Here is a 13,996-nt window from a genome sequence, read left to right as displayed (position 1 = left end):
CGCCTGATGACGGGGGCGCTCGCCACCTCGCGGACGGGGCAGAACCTCGGATCCGGGCCAGCCTTGCCAAGGCCGATCCGCCTGATGATCGTCGACGATTCGATGGTCGCCCGGGCGGTGCTGAGCAGGATGATCGACGCGGACCGCAATTTCGAGATCGTCGGTGTCGCGGGTACGGCCGAGGATGCGATCGATGCGCTTGGCCAGGTCATGGTGGACATCGTCTTGCTCGACCTGGAAATGCCTGGCGTCGGCGGCCTGAAGTCGATTCCCCGTATCCTTGAAGCTGCCAAGGGCGCCAAGGTTCTGATTGTGTCCTCGCTGGCCGAGGAAGGAGCGGAAGAAACCGTCGCCGCCCTTGCTTTAGGCGCAGCGGATACCTTGCCCAAGCCAGGAACCGGCCGCTTCAACGGGCGCTTTTCTGAGGTGCTGCTCGGCAAGCTTAGGGCGCTGGGATACGCGGATCGAGGAATGGCCCGCCCAGCACCTCCGCCCGTGGCGCGGCAGTTGCCTTCCAACACCGACGTTCCGCTGCAGCTGCTGGCAATCGGCGCGTCGACAGGCGGCATCCATGCGCTGGGCGCGTTCTTCGCAGAGTTGCCCAACCGGATCGGCGTTCCAATCCTTATCACCCAGCATTTGCCGCCCGCCTTCATGAGCGTGTTTGCCCGACAACTTTCCGCGACCGCCAATCGCGAGGCGTTGGTCGCGGAGGACGGAATGAAATTGCTCCCCGATCGGATCGTCATCGCGCCGGGCGATGCTCACTTGGTCGTCGACGATATCGGCGGAACGCTGGTCGCGCGGTTGTTGAAGCACAAGGTGAGTAGCGGCTGCATGCCTTCGGTTGACCCGATGCTGGCTTCGGCTGGCGGAGTCCTAGGGGCAGGAGCGCTAGGCATCGTCCTGACGGGCATGGGCCGTGATGGCGCCGAAGGCGCCAAGCGCCTCGTCGAAGCTGGTGGCGCCGTCATGGCCCAGGACGAGGCCAGCTGCGCTGTATGGGGCATGCCTCGGGCTGTCACTGAGGCCGGATTGACATGCGCCGTACTGCCGCCCGCCAAGCTTGCCCGACGCGTAAGCGGTCGTGTTCAGGAGGCCGTGTGCAAGTAAGCGACAGCAGCAGCCGGATCCTCGCCGGTCTGTTAGAAGCCCGTACCGGTCAGCAGCTGACGATGAGCCGCCGCTGGCGCATCGAAACTGCGCTGTCCACCCTGCTCCGCGAACGCGGCATCCCGAGCCTCGACGAGCTGATCACGATTTTGGTCATGGGCCGCGAACCGAGCCTTGCCACGCAGGTGGTGGAGGCGTTGCTGAACAACGAAACCTATTTCTTCCGTGACCGCACGCCGTTCGATTTACTCGCCAAATCCGCTCTCCCGAAGCTGATTCAGCATCGGCAGTCGACGAAGCGGCTGAGAATCTGGTCAGCCGGCTGTTCAACTGGGCAGGAAGCCTATTCGCTTGCGATGATGTTCGCGGAAGACCCGCTGCGCTGGTCGGGGTGGACGATCGACATTCTGGGCAGCGATGTCAGCGAGTCGGCCGTTCGGCGGGCACGCGATGGAAGTTATAGCCAGTTCGAGGTGCAGCGAGGCCTCGGGATTGCGCAGATGATCAAATGGTTCGAGGAACATGAGGGCGGCTGGCGCGCGGTCGAGGCGCTGCGTCGCAACGTCCGTTTCCAGGTCCACAACCTTCTGGAGCCGGCGCCGCACCCGGGCGAGTTCGACATCGTCTTGTGCCGTAACGTGCTGCTATACCTGAACGGTGATCGCCGTACCCAGGTATTCGATCGAATTGCGGGTGCGCTGCCGGCAGACGGATATCTGATGCTTGGCGCTGGCGAGACGGTCATCGGCCAGACGCGGCGCTTCGAAGCCGATAGCGAAACCAGGGGCTTGTACCGTCTGGCTGCCAGGGCAGATGTCGGCCAGGTCGCGCTGGGGGCTTGACCCGACTCCATCTGGCATGCGCCATGTGGCAATGCGAGTGACGCGCCGGCCATCGCCAAACTTCGACGAACGCGCGCTGCCCGTGTCGATGATCGTCCTTCACTATACCGGGATGCCGGACGCCGAGGGCGCGCTCGACCGGATGACCTCGCCAGACGCGAAGGTCTCGGCCCATTACTGCATCAAGGAAGATGGCGAGATCATCCAGCTTGTCGAAGAGGACAAGCGGGCATGGCACGCCGGAAAAAGCTATTGGCGCGGCATCACCGACGTGAATTCGGCCAGCGTTGGCATCGAGATAGTCAATCCCGGTCATGAGTTCGGCTATCGGCCCTTTCCGGACGAGCAAATGGCCTCGGTCATCCCGCTTGTTGCCGACATTAAGGCGCGTCACGGCATCGGCAGGGGCAATATTGTCGGTCATTCCGACATCGCGCCATCGCGCAAGGAAGATCCGGGCGAACTATTTCCCTGGTGGGAATTGGCCAAGCGGCGACTGGCGCTGCCCAGCCCATCGCGGGACCTGATGGATCCCTACTGGACCGACGCTGGGTTCCTGCTGGCGCTGGAGCGGTTCGGTTATGAGGTCACCGACACGCAGAAGGCCGTCATCGCGTTTCAGCGGCGCTTTCGGCCAGACTTGATCGACGGGATTATCGATGGCGAGTGCCGGGCCAAACTGCTCGCGCTCTTGCTGCCCCGTCCGCAATAGCCCATATCCCGCACTGTCAGGGGACCGGGCGGCCGCGGCCCCGCACTTGTTGCGGGGGCGAGGAAAGTCCGGGCTCCACGGAACAACGGTGCCGGGTAACACCCGGCGGCCTCGGCGAGAGCCGGGGTCAGGGAAAGTGCCACAGAAAGAATTCCGCCTGTCTTCGGGCAGGTAAGGGCGAAAGGGTGCGGTAAGAGCGCACCGCGCGGCCGGCAACGGTATGCGGCATGGCAAACCCCACCGGGAGCAAGACCGAATAGGGGTGGCACATGGGCCTGTTCCGGCTCGTCGCCCGGGTTGGTTGCTTGAGGCGGTCGGTAACGTCCGTCCTAGACGAATGGTCGCCCATCCCCCGCGTTCGCGGGGGTGGACAGAACCCGGCTTACAGGTCCCCTGGCACTTTAAGTTTTCGAAGCGCTGGCGAAGCGGTAGCGCGACCATTAGGTGTAAGAGTGAATGGCCCGCCAAACCCGATCCGACGACTGGGGATTCCCTCGCTGGCGCCCCTATGGTGCCAAAGGCCGCGAAGCCGTGCGCGTTCGCCTGTGCGACCGCGAAGGCTGCGGTGAGCCGGGCGACCGGCCGGCGCCCAAGGCGCCAAACAGCCCGGAACGCTGGATGTTCTGCGAGGCGCACGCCGCGGAGTACAACAAGAATTGGAACTACTTCGCAGGTCTCAGTGCCGAAGAAGCTGCGAAGCGGGCAGCGGAGGAGGAGGCCGGCGCTTCCGCCTTTCGAAAGAGCGCGCATTACGAGTGGGCGGGTCCCGGCGACGGTACCCGCAGCCGTGACGAGATGCGCGCGCTGAGCGCGCTCGACCTCGACCCGGATGTAGATTTCGCGGCGATCAAGGCGGCCTACCGGCGGCTGGCCAAGGAATATCATCCAGACCGGCGCCAAGGTGACCAGGAAGCCGCGGTGAAATTCCAGACAGTCCAGGCGGCCTACGACTTGCTTCGCCGCGCCGAGGAGCGGAAGACGGGCGCCAAGCTCTAGGGATTAAGCATGAACGTGCCGGTGGCATGTGCCACCGGACGTTCGGGATCGCCACAATGCGCAAGGCCCCGTACGAAGGCGACTTGCCGGGTTAACTTATAGCATTCGCAGCGGGCGATTACGGTCTCTCCCTTCAGCGCCGGCCGCAGATAATCCAGACGCAGATCGATGGTGACGAGCGGCTGGAACTGGCCGAGCGCCATCCAGACGGACGTGCCTCCGCACGTGTCGACCAGGCTGACAATCGCGCCCGAGGCTAGGATTCCGCTGTCAGGAACCCCGACCAGCTCTTCGCGCCAGGGCAGGGCCAGTTCGACCCAATTGTCGGCAGAGGATCGATATTCGATGCCGAGCGCGCGACCGTGACCGACCTTTCGCGCCAACTCGAAGAAGCGTTCGGGATCGAACCCGCCGCCACGCTGCTGCGCGTCAAGTTCAGGAATGTCGCTCATGCGGCGGCGAGCCGAGCGGCCGTGTCGTGGACGAGGGCGATCATGTTGGGGACGCCCTGCGTGCGGTTCGACGACAGCTCGCGGGTCAGGTCGAACGGGCCCAGTAGCGCCTTGATATCAATCGCCGCTACGTCCTGTGGCGATCGGTCCTGAACCGCAGCAAGGATCAATGCGACGACGCCTTTGGTGATGGCCGCGTTGCTGTCGGCGAGGAAATGGAGCCGCCCGTCAGGAAGCCGGGTCGGATAGACCCAGGTTGAGGAAGAGCAGCCGCGCACCTTGGTCGCGTCCGTCTTCAGCGCTTCCGGCATGGGATCCAGCCGGCGCCCCAGCTCAATCAGCATGCGGTAACGGTCCTCGCTGTCGAGAAACTCATATTCTTCAGCGAGGTCGGAAAGGGAAGGAAGGTCAGACATGGGGGGCTAGCGCCTAGCGCGACCCGGGCAAGCTGTCATCTAACGGTCGCGCAGCTGCTCGATTTGGCGGGAAAGCGTGTCTTCCTTCTCCACCGCGATCCGCTCCAGCACGTGGATGCGCTCCTTTAGTTGCTTGACCTCGTCTCGAAGGCGAAGCGTTTCCGCCTGTTCCTGGGGAGGAACACGGGCCGAGTCATCGCGGTTGCGGTGGCTGTACTTCGCTTTCAGTACCGTCGCGATCATTACCGACACGACGATGATCGCAACCATTTCAAAGGGGTTCACTGGACCTTGTCTCCTTGCGCGAGGCGGGGAGTGCGCAGCGCCTCGATCTGGGCAGCGGTTTCGATTCCGCCGTCCGTCACGATCTTTTCCAGCACTCTGACCCGCGCTTCAAGCTCTGCGTTCGACGCGGCATATTGAGCGGCCTTTTCCGCAGCCAGCGACGTCTCAGCCTCCAGCTGTTTTTCCTTGTAGCGAAAGTGACTGCGCGTCCACATGATCATCATCAACATCGGCATGCCGACGACGATTAGCAGTGCAATGGTTTCTCCCGGACCCATCAGGCGTGGCCTCCTTTGTCCATCGCCAGCCGGTCGATCTCCTGGGCGAGGCGCGAGGGTTGATCGGTTACGATCCGCTCAATCGTTTCAAGCCGGTCCTTGACTGAGCCAAGCTCCGCGCGAAGCTGCGCGTTCTCGGTGGTCAGCAGCTTGATCCGCTCCTGGGATTCCCGGTCGGTATGGGGGTGGAGCGCCTTTCCCCAGCTATTTTCCAGCGGGTAGCCATTCTTGATCCTGAGCCAGGTTGTCATGACCCAGCCCCCGACGCTGACAGCCACGATGACCGCGACGTAGGGCAGTATTTCTCCAACGAACCTAAAGGTTTCCAGCTTTTCCGGATCCATGATGACTTCCCCCGTCTTATCTAGCGCAGCTGCTCAATTTCCCTGGCTAGGCTGCGGTTTTCGGTCGTGACATAGCTTTCGATGTCGGCAAGACGGCGATCGATGTCGCGCATGCGGCTGCGAATATCGCGAGCGGTCCGGGCAGGCGACTGGCGCACGCCCTGCCAGAAACGTTGATGCTCCTGGTCCTCGATCGCCAGTTCGCGCGGCTTGTCGTCGGCGATGAAGCCGGCGACGAAGTATAGCGGAAGCACGCTGCCGCCGCTCATCAAGACGGCGCCAACGACCATGATGCGGACGAGGGTGACGTCGAGGCCCGTATAGTCGGCAATCCCCGAGCAGACGCCCATGACCTTGCCGTGACGCTTGTCGAGATAGAATTTCGTGCGGCTTGGCGGTTGCGTGGGCATAGCTCTTACTTCTCTTCTTCCAGGAGGAGACGCTGGCGGCTGGTTTCCGGCAGGCATTGCTGGCGCCAGTTGGGGTTCTCGGCCGTCATGATCCGCTCGATCGTGCACAGCCGATCGTCGAGCCGGCGGGCCGCGTCGTGCAGTTCATCGAGCAGTTTCTCGTCCGATCCGGTCAGCGTGGCCGCGGTCTTCCAGCGCGTGATGTAGTGGAACACCAGCCACGGGAGGCCGATGAACAGCGTAACAATTGCGATCAACGGAATAAAAACTTCGTCCACTTATGCCCCCTTGGCCTTCAGTGCGGCCTTCATTGCTTCCAACTCTGCGTCGACCTTGTCGGTCGCCTTGAGCTCGGCGATTTCCTCTTCCAGGCTTTTCGGCCCGGTCATTCCCAGCGCATCCGCGCGCCCTTCGGCGAAGTCGGCCCGGCGCTCCAGCTGTTCGAAACGGGAAAATGCATCCTCCGTCCGTGCCCCGTTCAGCATCTCGCGGGTGCGGGCGCGGGTCACAGCGCTCTCGATCCGGGTCGCGATGGCATTCTGGCGTGCCCGGGCCTCGCGCAGCTTCCCCTGAAGCTTGGCGATATCGGCCTCATAGCCCTTCAGCGTGTCCTCGATCGCCGCGAGCTCCGTCCGGAGGCCATCGGCCATGTCGGCTGCCTTCTGCCGTTCGAGCAGCGCCGCCTTGGCCAAATCCTCGCGGTCCTTGGAGAGGGCGAGTTCCGCCTTCTCGGTCCAGTTGGCCTGGAGGTCTTCAAGCCGCACCAACGCACGCTTCATTTCCTTACTATCGGCAATCGAACGTGCGGCGGATGCGCGGACCTCGACCAGCGTTTCTTCCATTTCGAGGATGATCATGCGGATCATCCGCGCCGGATCTTCGGCGCGGTCGAGCAGCTCCGTCATATTGGCTGCGAAAATATCCCGAGTCCGGGAAAAAATACCCATCGAGCACTCCAGCTTGATAGCCCTGTTGCCAAATCTAATGCAGGGCTTGTGCCAAAATTCCTGTTACACCGAAATTCCGGCATTTCTGCCAAATTTCGACCAACGACTGCGTGAAATATCTTGCCAGATGGTGGGATTTACCACCAGATGTTGGGTGTGGAGCGGACCAACCAATTTGTCGGGCAAAGTCTTGCCTTCCTCGACGCGGTCGAGCGGGCGAGCCGTGCTGCGCCGCTCAATCGTCCGGTGCTCGTAATCGGAGAGCGCGGGACGGGCAAGGAATTGATCGCTGAGCGTCTGCACCACTTATCGCAGCGGTGGGCCGGACCGCTGGTCACGATGAATTGCGCCGCGCTCCCGGAAAATCTGATTGAGGCCGAATTGTTCGGTCATGAGGCAGGTAGCTTTACCGGCGCAGCGAAGACCCGTCACGGGCGTTTTGAAGAGGCCGACGGCGGAACCCTTTTCCTCGACGAACTGGCAACCTTGTCGTCGCCCGCGCAGGATCGCCTACTTCGTGCAGTCGAATATGGCGAAGTGACGCGGATCGGCGCGTCCAAGCCCATCCAGGTCGATGTGCGCATTGTCGCGGCAACCAACGAGCATTTGCCCAAGTTGGTGGAGCAGGGACGGTTCCGTGCCGACCTGCTCGACCGGCTGTCGTTCGAAGTCGTGACCCTGCCACCGCTTCATGCACGCAAGGGCGATGTGCCGCTGCTCGTTGAGCATTTCGGGCGACGGATGGCGGTCGAACTGGACTGGCCGAACTGGCCCGGTTTTTCGGAGCGAGCCCTGGCAGAACTTGAACGTTACCAATGGCCTGGCAACGTGCGCGAATTGCGCAACGTAATTGAGCGCGCTGTCTATCGGGCCGAAGATCCTGAGCGCCCAATCGATGCCATTCAGTTCGATCCGTTCCAGTCGCCGTGGGTGCTTGGCGATGACGCGAAGTTGCCTTCGCCGGCTAATGTTTCGGTGGCGGACGGAGAGCCTTCAATTGCAACAGCCGCGCCCGATGGCCAAGTGTTTCCCAGTTCGACCGACGACCTGCGCTCCGCCGTGTCCAACTATGAACGCGCGTTGCTGGAGGACGCGCTGGCCCGCAATCGCTTCAACCAGCGGGCGACCGCGACCGCTCTGGGGCTAAGCTACGACCAGCTTCGCCATGCACTTAAGCGGCACAAGTTAATGGACGCGGCTGCCGGCTGACGCGCTTTTGCCACGAAAATTTGGAGCATCGCGCGCGTTGGGTTGTTAAGGGAGGCGAACGACTCATCCACCCGAGAACAATGGAGCATCGCCATGGCTTTTACGCTGCCTGACCTTCCCTATGCCAAGGATGCGCTGGCGCCGCACATGTCGGCGGAAACGCTGGAATTCCACCATGGCAAGCATCACAAGGCCTATGTGGACAAGGCGAACGGCATGATCGAGGGCACCAACCTCGCCGACGCATCGCTGATTGAAGCCATTCGCGCGGCGAAGGACCAAGGCAACAAGGGCCTATTCAACAACACCGCCCAGATCTGGAACCACAGCTTCTTCTGGCAGTGCCTGGCGCCGGCGGGCTCGACCCGCGCTTCCGGCAAGCTGAAGGAAATGATCGACAGCGACTTCGGCGGCGAACAGGCGCTGTTGGAAAAGTTGGCAACCGAGAGCGTCAATCATTTCGCCAGCGGCTGGGGATGGCTAATCCTTAACAATGACAAGCTGGAAATTACGTCGCTCCACGACGCGGACACGCCGGCCGTACACGGCATGACGCCGCTGCTGACAATCGACGTGTGGGAGCATGCCTATTACATCGATTACCGTAACGAGCGGCCGCGGTTCGTGAAGACCGTGCTCGAAAACATCATCAACTGGGACTTCGTCGCCCAAAATCTGGACGGCAAGGGCCTCGACCGCGCCGATCAGCAGCAGACCGCGAGCGCTACTGCTTGAGGCGATAGCCGGTCCTGAAGACCCATATGATGGCGGTGAGGCAGGCGGCTATAATCGCCAGCATCACCGCCACGCTGGCCCAGACGGGCACGTCCGCGACGCCAAAGAATGTCCACCTGAATCCGCTGATCAGGTAAACTACCGGATTGAACAGCGTCACAGTCCGCCAAGGCTCCGCTAGCGCGCTGATCGAATAGAAGGCTCCGCCGAGGAAGGTGAGGGGCGTCACGATCAGCATGGGAATGATCTGGAGCTGCTCGAAATTCTGCGCCCAGATGCCGATCACGAAGCCGAGCAGGCAGAATGCGGTCGTGATCAAGAACAAGAACATCAGCATCAGCAACGGGTGTTCGACCCGCACATCGACGAACAAGGTTGCGGTGGCGAGGGTGACCAGTGCCAAAACCATGCTTTTCGTTACCGCCGCGCCTACATAGGCGAGCACGGTTTCGAGGCTAGAGATTGGTGCTGAGAGGAGTTCGTAGATTGTGCCGGTAAACTTCGGAAAATAAATGCCGAAACTGGCGTTGAAAATTGACTGCATGAAGACGGACAGCAGCGTCAGGCCTGGCACGATAAATGCGCCGAAGCTGATGCCGTCCATGTCGGTCATCCGGCTGCCGATGGCTGCGCCAAACACCACGAAGTAGAGCGCGGTCGTGATGACCGGCGTAACGAGGCTCTGCCACAACGTTCGAAGCGCGCGGGCCATTTCGAAACGATAGATGGCGTAGACGCCTTCGCCGTTGAAACCGCCATTCGTCATTTGGCTCGCTCCTCATGCACCAGCCCGACGAAGATATCTTCCAGGCTCGATTGGCGGGTGGACAAGTCCTTGAAGCCGATGCCGAGGTCGCTGACCCTGCGAAGCAGGGAAGGAACGCCCGTCTTCTCGGCATTCGTATCGAATCTGTAGCAGAGGATGTGACCTTCATCCTCGAGCTCAAGGTTCCATTCGGCGAGCTCGCCCGGGATTTCCGCCATTGGCTCGGCAAGAGTCAGCTTGAGCGTCTTGCGACCGAGCTTCTGCATCAGGACGTGCTTGTCTTCAGCCGCGATTAGCTCGCCGCGGCTGATGACGCCGACGCGGTCGGCCATTTCCTCGGCTTCCTCGATATAATGGGTTGTCAGGATGATGGTCGTACCGTCGGACTTCAGCTTACGAACGATGTCCCACATGTCCCGGCGAAGCTCGACGTCGACCCCCGCAGTGGGTTCGTCGAGAAACAGGATGTCGGGCTCGTGGCTCAGTGCCTTGGCGATCATCACCCGGCGCTTCATGCCGCCTGACAGCTCCATCATCTTCGCCTTGCGCTTGTCCCACAGCGAAAGGCGCTTCAACAGCGTCTCGATCTTCGCCGGATCGCGCCGCTTGCCGAATAGCCCGCGGCTGAAGGTGACGGTCGACAGCACGCTTTCGAAGGCGTCGGTGGTGAGTTCCTGGGGGACCAGCCCAATGCGGCTGCGCGCGTGGCGATAGTCTTCCAGATGGTCCTTGCCATCGACCAGCACCGTTCCCCCAGACGGCGTGACGATGCCGCAGACGATGTTGATCAACGTAGTCTTGCCCGCGCCGTTCGGGCCGAGCAGCGCGAATATCTCGCCGCGCCGGATGTCGAGATCGACCGCCTTCAGCGCCTCCGTGCCGCTGGCGTATGCCTTGCGGAGTCCACGGATGCTGAGGATGGCGTCGGTCATTCGATCGGTCCCGGCTCGGCGGCCTTGGGTTCATCGTCGGTCGACAGGCCGTGGCGGACAAGCATCGGCACGTTAGCCAGCGCGAACAGCAAAGTCGCGGGGATTGCTCCCCACAGCTTGAACCCGATCCAGAAATCGGTTGTGCTGTTGCGCCAGACCGCCTCGTTGACGACAGCCATGACGGCGAAAAACAGAGCCCAGTTGCGGGTCAGCTTGCTCCAGCCTTCCTCGCTCAAACCCGGATACGCACTGCCGAGCACGGCCTTCAGCAGCGGCCGTCCAGTCGCCAGGCCGAAGCCCAGCAGCGCTGCGACCAGAGCATAATAGATCGTCGGCTTCACCTTGATGAAGGTTTCGTTGTGGAGCCAGATCGTAAGGCCGCCGAGCACCAGAACCATCACGCCTGAGAAAAGGAGGAGGGGCGAGACATGCTTGTATCTGATTGCCGAGAAGATCAGCGCCGCCATCATTGCGACCATAAAAGCGCCGGTCGCGACAAATACCTTCAGCGCTCCCGGGACGGGCGCGAAGAAGTTGACAAGGAAAAAGACGAGCAGCGGGCCGATATCGATGAGGAGACGCGCGCCGCTGCCGGGTTCCTGCTTCTGTGCGGCGGCGTTCATGCCGGGAGCCCCGCAATAGCCCGCGCGACAGCGCGCGGATCGAAGGGCCGAAGGTCTTCTATGCCTTCGCCGACACCGATGGCGTGGATTGGGAGGCCGAACCGCTCGGCGGCTGCAACAAGCACACCGCCGCGCGCGGTCCCGTCAAGCTTGGTCATGATCAGGCCGGTGACACCAGCGTCGCGGCCGAAGACTTCGATCTGGTTCAAGGCATTTTGTCCGGTTGTAGCGTCAAGGACGAGGAGAACATCGTGCGGTGCTTCAGGGTTCAGCCGCCCGAGCACGCGCCGCACTTTCGACAATTCTTCCATCAGGTGCGATTTGTTCTGGAGCCGGCCGGCAGTATCCACGATCAGCGCGTCGATGCCGGTAGCGGTCGCCTGCTTGACTCCGTCATAGACGATGCCTGCCGCATCGCCACCTTCCTTGCCCGAGATGACCGGCGCGCCGATCCGGTTGCCCCAGATCCTGAGTTGCTCGATCGCGGCTGCGCGAAACGTGTCGCCGGCCGCCAGCATGACGCCATAATCCTGTTCCTTCAGCAGGTGCCCCAGCTTACCGATTGTCGTCGTCTTGCCTGATCCGTTGACCCCGATCACGAGTATCACGTGCGGCCGTGGAAAGCCCCAGACGTCGAGCGGCTTTGCGACGGGGGCCAGGATCTTCTCGATTTCCTCCGCTAGGATGGTGCGCAGGCCGCGTTCGTCCAGTTGCTCGTAGCGGCGGGCGGAAATGGCATCCCTGATCCGACGCGAAGCTTCGGGTCCCAGGTCTGAGGCGATCAGGGCTTCCTCAATGTCGTCGAGAGTCGCGGTGTCGAGGGCGGCCTTGCTCGTCAGCCCCGAGATATTTTCCCCCAGGCGGTCCGCCGTCTTCTTGAAACCGCCTGTGAGGCGTTCGAGCCAACTCATTCAAAAATCCCGGTTAGTGTTTCTTTCTGGCGCGCAGTGATGAACGCGGTGCCGATGTTCCCCCGCGCGGATCCGGCGATTTGAACCGGCGCGAAACCGTCGCTGTGCCCTTTTTCCCTGTTCTCGACCAGCACGCACTGTCGACTACCCACGAGGCCGTCGAGCCAGCGGTTGCGGCGGATGGCGGCGGCATCGCGCATCCGAGCAGCGCGGGCCTTGACCGTTTCCCGCTCCAGTTGCGGCATCCGGGCCGCCGGCGTGCCGGGGCGGGGCGAGAAGGGGAAAATATGCGCGGCGATAATGTCGCAATCGTCGAGCAGGGCGAGGCTGTTCATTGCCGCCTCCTCCGTTTCCGTCGGGAAACCCGCAATGAGGTCGGCACCGATAGTGACCTCACTCCTCGCGGCCTTGAGCCGTTCCACCGTCCGCACGGCTTCCGCGCGGCTATGGCGGCGTTTCATCCGCTTGAGGATCAAATCGTCGCCGGCCTGCAGCGAAAGGTGGAAGTGGGGGAGGAGGCGATGCTCACCGGCAACCAATTCCATCAGCGCCTCGTCGATCTCGATGCTGTCGAGCGAGGAGAGACGGAGACGCTTCAGCGCTGGCAGATCAGCGAGGAGGCGCTGGCATAGCAGGCCTAGGCCCGTTTCGTAGCTGGTGATGTCGACGCCGGTTAGGACGATCTCCTTCGCGCCTGAATGCAATTCGCAATCAACGGCATCGCGGACGGCTTCGTAGGGAAGCGAGCGGCTCGCCCCACGTGCCTGCCAGATGGAACAGAATGTGCAGCGATGATCGCATCCGGTCTGGACGGCAACGAAACTGCGCACGCGTGACAGGAAGCCAGCCGCGACGGGAGGCACAGGCGCCGTCATGACGTCACTGACAACTACCTTGTTTTCATTGAAGAAAGCGTCGACGTGATATTTGTCGGCATTGCCGATGACCTTGGCGACCTCGGGCATGGCCGCAAAGCTGCTAGGGTCGAGCTGGGCAGCGCAGCCGGTGACGATGATGCGCTTGTCCGGTGCCTCGCGGTGGGCACGGCGGATGGCCTGCCTAGTCTGGCGAACCGCCTCGTTCGTCACCGCGCAGCTATTGACGATGATGGCGTCATCACCTGCGTGGGCCCGCATCGCCTCGCTTTCCGCGAAGTTCAGTCGGCAGCCGAGCGTGATGGTCTCGGCCGGCATCAGGCAAACTGCTCCAGTTCGATCTCGCCTTTGAAAACGTGAGTGGCCGGACCCTGCATCCGGATCGTCTCCCCCGGCGCCCACGTAATGGTCAGCTCACCGCCCCGCATGTGGACGCGTACCGGTGACGTGACCATTTTCTGGACGATGGCGGCGACCGCGGTGGCACAGGCGCCCGTTCCGCACGCGAGGGTGAGGCCGGAGCCGCGCTCCCAGGTGCGCAGGTAGATGTCGCCTTCGCGCAAGGCAGCGACGTTGACGTTAATCCGATCGGGAAAGGCGGGGTCGTGCTCGATCGACGGACCAAGTTCGTCGAGCTCTATGATCCGTTCGTCGGGCACGAAGAACACGACATGAGGGTTGCCAACGCTAAGCGCCAGGGGGTGTGTCAGCGGCCCCCACGCCATCGGCAAACGCGCGGTGTCCATAGGATAGCTGAGCGGAATGTCGTCCCAGCCGAACCTTGGCGCCGGCAGGTCGACCTCGACCCCGCTTCCCTTGCTCGATCCCGCGACGATCCCACCGCTAGTTTCCAGCGTCTCCGCGCCCGTCAGCGCGACGACGCAGCGCGAGGCGTTGCCGCAACTTTCGACTTCGCCCCCATCGTGGTTCCAGATTCGCATCTTCACATCGGCGATGGTCGACGGTTCGAGCAGGATCAGCTGGTCGCAGCCAATGCCCAGCTGGCGGTCGGCGAGCGCCCGGGCCAACTCAGCGGTCATGGCGACCGCCTGTGTCCGACCGTCAAGAATGACGAAGTCGTTGCCGAGGCCGTGCATCTTGTGGAATTGCCGCGTCACGCCGCGGGACTTAGGGAGCGCGTCGCGGCGAG

At 62.4% G+C, this 13,996-nt stretch carries 20 protein-coding genes and 1 other RNA gene; 7 read left to right on the top strand and 14 right to left on the bottom strand.

Annotated elements, in window-relative coordinates:
• The first annotated feature begins 6 nt into the window (after window positions 1–6).
• The 5 genes from cheB (at window position 7) to D3M59_RS01295 (ending at window position 3,663) form a co-directional block, all read left to right on the top strand.
• On the top strand, window positions 7–1,113 hold the full coding sequence (gene cheB, locus D3M59_RS01315; protein WP_233543094.1) for a chemotaxis-specific protein-glutamate methyltransferase CheB: 1,107 nt from the start codon (window positions 7–9) through the stop codon (window positions 1,111–1,113).
• Entirely contained in the window at window positions 1,104–1,955 is an 852-nt protein-coding gene (locus D3M59_RS01310) for a CheR family methyltransferase (protein ID WP_233543093.1), read from the top strand. The genes cheB and D3M59_RS01310 overlap by 10 nt, the downstream gene beginning before the upstream one ends.
• Before the next feature lie 31 nt (window positions 1,956–1,986).
• On the top strand, window positions 1,987–2,667 hold the full coding sequence (locus tag D3M59_RS01305; protein WP_119530867.1) for an N-acetylmuramoyl-L-alanine amidase: 681 nt from the start codon (window positions 1,987–1,989) through the stop codon (window positions 2,665–2,667).
• Window positions 2,668–2,683: 16 nt separating this feature from the next.
• Window positions 2,684–3,068, top strand: an RNA gene (gene rnpB / locus D3M59_RS01300) — RNase P RNA component class A.
• Between the two features lie 55 nt (window positions 3,069–3,123).
• Entirely contained in the window at window positions 3,124–3,663 is a 540-nt protein-coding gene (locus D3M59_RS01295) for a J domain-containing protein (RefSeq protein ID WP_119530864.1), read from the top strand.
• On the opposite strand, the gene D3M59_RS01290 is transcribed toward D3M59_RS01295, so the two are convergent.
• From D3M59_RS01290 to pspA, 8 genes are all read right to left on the bottom strand, one after another.
• Window positions 3,660–4,115 carry a PaaI family thioesterase gene (locus D3M59_RS01290; protein ID WP_119530861.1) on the bottom strand — a complete coding sequence of 152 codons (456 nt, stop codon included), beginning with the start codon at window positions 4,113–4,115 and terminating at the stop codon, window positions 3,660–3,662. The two genes, D3M59_RS01295 and D3M59_RS01290, sit on opposite strands and share 4 nt — an antisense overlap.
• On the bottom strand, window positions 4,112–4,531 hold the full coding sequence (locus D3M59_RS01285) for a SufE family protein (protein WP_119530858.1): 420 nt from the start codon (window positions 4,529–4,531) through the stop codon (window positions 4,112–4,114). The genes D3M59_RS01290 and D3M59_RS01285 overlap by 4 nt, the downstream gene beginning before the upstream one ends.
• Before the next feature lie 39 nt (window positions 4,532–4,570).
• Window positions 4,571–4,816, bottom strand: a complete 246-nt coding sequence (locus D3M59_RS01280; RefSeq protein WP_119530856.1) for a hypothetical protein — start codon at window positions 4,814–4,816, stop codon at window positions 4,571–4,573.
• On the bottom strand, window positions 4,813–5,031 hold the full coding sequence (locus D3M59_RS01275; protein WP_407695430.1) for a hypothetical protein: 219 nt from the start codon (window positions 5,029–5,031) through the stop codon (window positions 4,813–4,815). Before D3M59_RS01275 ends, D3M59_RS01280 begins: the two co-directional genes overlap by 4 nt.
• A gap of 62 nt (window positions 5,032–5,093) precedes the next feature.
• On the bottom strand, window positions 5,094–5,438 hold the full coding sequence (locus D3M59_RS01270) for a hypothetical protein (RefSeq protein ID WP_119530850.1): 345 nt from the start codon (window positions 5,436–5,438) through the stop codon (window positions 5,094–5,096).
• 20 nt (window positions 5,439–5,458) lie between these two features.
• Complete coding sequence (gene pspC / locus D3M59_RS01265) at window positions 5,459–5,848, bottom strand: envelope stress response membrane protein PspC (RefSeq protein ID WP_119530847.1); 390 nt, start codon at window positions 5,846–5,848, stop codon at window positions 5,459–5,461.
• A 5-nt stretch (window positions 5,849–5,853) separates the two neighbouring features.
• On the bottom strand, window positions 5,854–6,126 hold the full coding sequence (gene pspB, locus D3M59_RS01260; RefSeq protein ID WP_119530844.1) for an envelope stress response membrane protein PspB: 273 nt from the start codon (window positions 6,124–6,126) through the stop codon (window positions 5,854–5,856).
• Window positions 6,127–6,795 carry a phage shock protein PspA gene (gene pspA / locus D3M59_RS01255; protein ID WP_119530841.1) on the bottom strand — a complete coding sequence of 223 codons (669 nt, stop codon included), beginning with the start codon at window positions 6,793–6,795 and terminating at the stop codon, window positions 6,127–6,129.
• A gap of 156 nt (window positions 6,796–6,951) precedes the next feature.
• Here pspA and pspF point away from each other — a divergent pair, with 156 nt between their 5' ends.
• Together pspF and D3M59_RS01245 are read left to right on the top strand one after the other, a co-directional pair.
• On the top strand, window positions 6,952–8,004 hold the full coding sequence (gene pspF / locus D3M59_RS01250) for a phage shock protein operon transcriptional activator (RefSeq protein WP_119532806.1): 1,053 nt from the start codon (window positions 6,952–6,954) through the stop codon (window positions 8,002–8,004).
• Window positions 8,005–8,097: 93 nt separating this feature from the next.
• On the top strand, window positions 8,098–8,739 hold the full coding sequence (locus D3M59_RS01245) for a superoxide dismutase (RefSeq protein WP_119530838.1): 642 nt from the start codon (window positions 8,098–8,100) through the stop codon (window positions 8,737–8,739).
• Here D3M59_RS01245 and D3M59_RS01240 read toward each other — a convergent pair.
• The 6 genes from D3M59_RS01240 to dapF are packed head-to-tail and all read right to left on the bottom strand — an operon-like array spanning window position 8,729 to window position 13,964.
• Entirely contained in the window at window positions 8,729–9,505 is a 777-nt protein-coding gene (locus D3M59_RS01240) for an ABC transporter permease (RefSeq protein WP_119530835.1), read from the bottom strand. The two genes, D3M59_RS01245 and D3M59_RS01240, sit on opposite strands and share 11 nt — an antisense overlap.
• Window positions 9,502–10,437 carry an ABC transporter ATP-binding protein gene (locus D3M59_RS01235; RefSeq protein WP_119530832.1) on the bottom strand — a complete coding sequence of 312 codons (936 nt, stop codon included), beginning with the start codon at window positions 10,435–10,437 and terminating at the stop codon, window positions 9,502–9,504. The genes D3M59_RS01240 and D3M59_RS01235 overlap by 4 nt, the downstream gene beginning before the upstream one ends.
• On the bottom strand, window positions 10,434–11,060 hold the full coding sequence (locus D3M59_RS01230) for a septation protein A (RefSeq protein WP_119530829.1): 627 nt from the start codon (window positions 11,058–11,060) through the stop codon (window positions 10,434–10,436). The genes D3M59_RS01235 and D3M59_RS01230 overlap by 4 nt, the downstream gene beginning before the upstream one ends.
• Window positions 11,057–11,971 carry a signal recognition particle-docking protein FtsY gene (gene ftsY, locus D3M59_RS01225; protein ID WP_119530826.1) on the bottom strand — a complete coding sequence of 305 codons (915 nt, stop codon included), beginning with the start codon at window positions 11,969–11,971 and terminating at the stop codon, window positions 11,057–11,059. Before ftsY ends, D3M59_RS01230 begins: the two co-directional genes overlap by 4 nt.
• Entirely contained in the window at window positions 11,968–13,167 is a 1,200-nt protein-coding gene (mtaB, locus tag D3M59_RS01220) for a tRNA (N(6)-L-threonylcarbamoyladenosine(37)-C(2))-methylthiotransferase MtaB (protein ID WP_119532805.1), read from the bottom strand. The genes ftsY and mtaB overlap by 4 nt, the downstream gene beginning before the upstream one ends.
• Window positions 13,164–13,964, bottom strand: a complete 801-nt coding sequence (gene dapF, locus D3M59_RS01215; protein ID WP_119530823.1) for a diaminopimelate epimerase — start codon at window positions 13,962–13,964, stop codon at window positions 13,164–13,166. The genes mtaB and dapF overlap by 4 nt, the downstream gene beginning before the upstream one ends.
• Between the last annotated feature and the right edge of the window lie 32 nt (window positions 13,965–13,996).

Source organism: Sphingomonas edaphi, from assembly GCF_003583725.1.
GTDB classification, from domain to species: Bacteria; Pseudomonadota; Alphaproteobacteria; order Sphingomonadales; family Sphingomonadaceae; genus Sphingomicrobium; species Sphingomicrobium edaphi.
This window is presented reverse-complemented; position numbering and strand designations above follow the sequence as displayed.

What these genes read in the sequence shown, in the direction of transcription:
- cheB (WP_233543094.1), top strand. Translation starts at nt 7, where the DNA reads ATGACGGGGGCGCTCGCCACCTCGCGGACGGGGCAGAACCTCGGATCC.
- D3M59_RS01305 (WP_119530867.1), top strand. Translation starts at nt 1,987, where the DNA reads ATGCGAGTGACGCGCCGGCCATCGCCAAACTTCGACGAACGCGCGCTG.
- D3M59_RS01295 (WP_119530864.1), top strand. Translation starts at nt 3,124, where the DNA reads ATGGCCCGCCAAACCCGATCCGACGACTGGGGATTCCCTCGCTGGCGC.
- D3M59_RS01290 (WP_119530861.1), bottom strand. Translation starts at nt 4,115, where the DNA reads ATGAGCGACATTCCTGAACTTGACGCGCAGCAGCGTGGCGGCGGGTTC.
- D3M59_RS01285 (WP_119530858.1), bottom strand. Translation starts at nt 4,531, where the DNA reads ATGTCTGACCTTCCTTCCCTTTCCGACCTCGCTGAAGAATATGAGTTT.
- D3M59_RS01275 (WP_407695430.1), bottom strand. Translation starts at nt 5,031, where the DNA reads ATGTGGACGCGCAGTCACTTTCGCTACAAGGAAAAACAGCTGGAGGCT.
- D3M59_RS01270 (WP_119530850.1), bottom strand. Translation starts at nt 5,438, where the DNA reads ATGGATCCGGAAAAGCTGGAAACCTTTAGGTTCGTTGGAGAAATACTG.
- pspC (WP_119530847.1), bottom strand. Translation starts at nt 5,848, where the DNA reads ATGCCCACGCAACCGCCAAGCCGCACGAAATTCTATCTCGACAAGCGT.
- pspA (WP_119530841.1), bottom strand. Translation starts at nt 6,795, where the DNA reads ATGGGTATTTTTTCCCGGACTCGGGATATTTTCGCAGCCAATATGACG.
- D3M59_RS01245 (WP_119530838.1), top strand. Translation starts at nt 8,098, where the DNA reads ATGGCTTTTACGCTGCCTGACCTTCCCTATGCCAAGGATGCGCTGGCG.
- D3M59_RS01240 (WP_119530835.1), bottom strand. Translation starts at nt 9,505, where the DNA reads ATGACGAATGGCGGTTTCAACGGCGAAGGCGTCTACGCCATCTATCGT.
- D3M59_RS01235 (WP_119530832.1), bottom strand. Translation starts at nt 10,437, where the DNA reads ATGACCGACGCCATCCTCAGCATCCGTGGACTCCGCAAGGCATACGCC.
- D3M59_RS01230 (WP_119530829.1), bottom strand. Translation starts at nt 11,060, where the DNA reads ATGAACGCCGCCGCACAGAAGCAGGAACCCGGCAGCGGCGCGCGTCTC.
- ftsY (WP_119530826.1), bottom strand. Translation starts at nt 11,971, where the DNA reads ATGAGTTGGCTCGAACGCCTCACAGGCGGTTTCAAGAAGACGGCGGAC.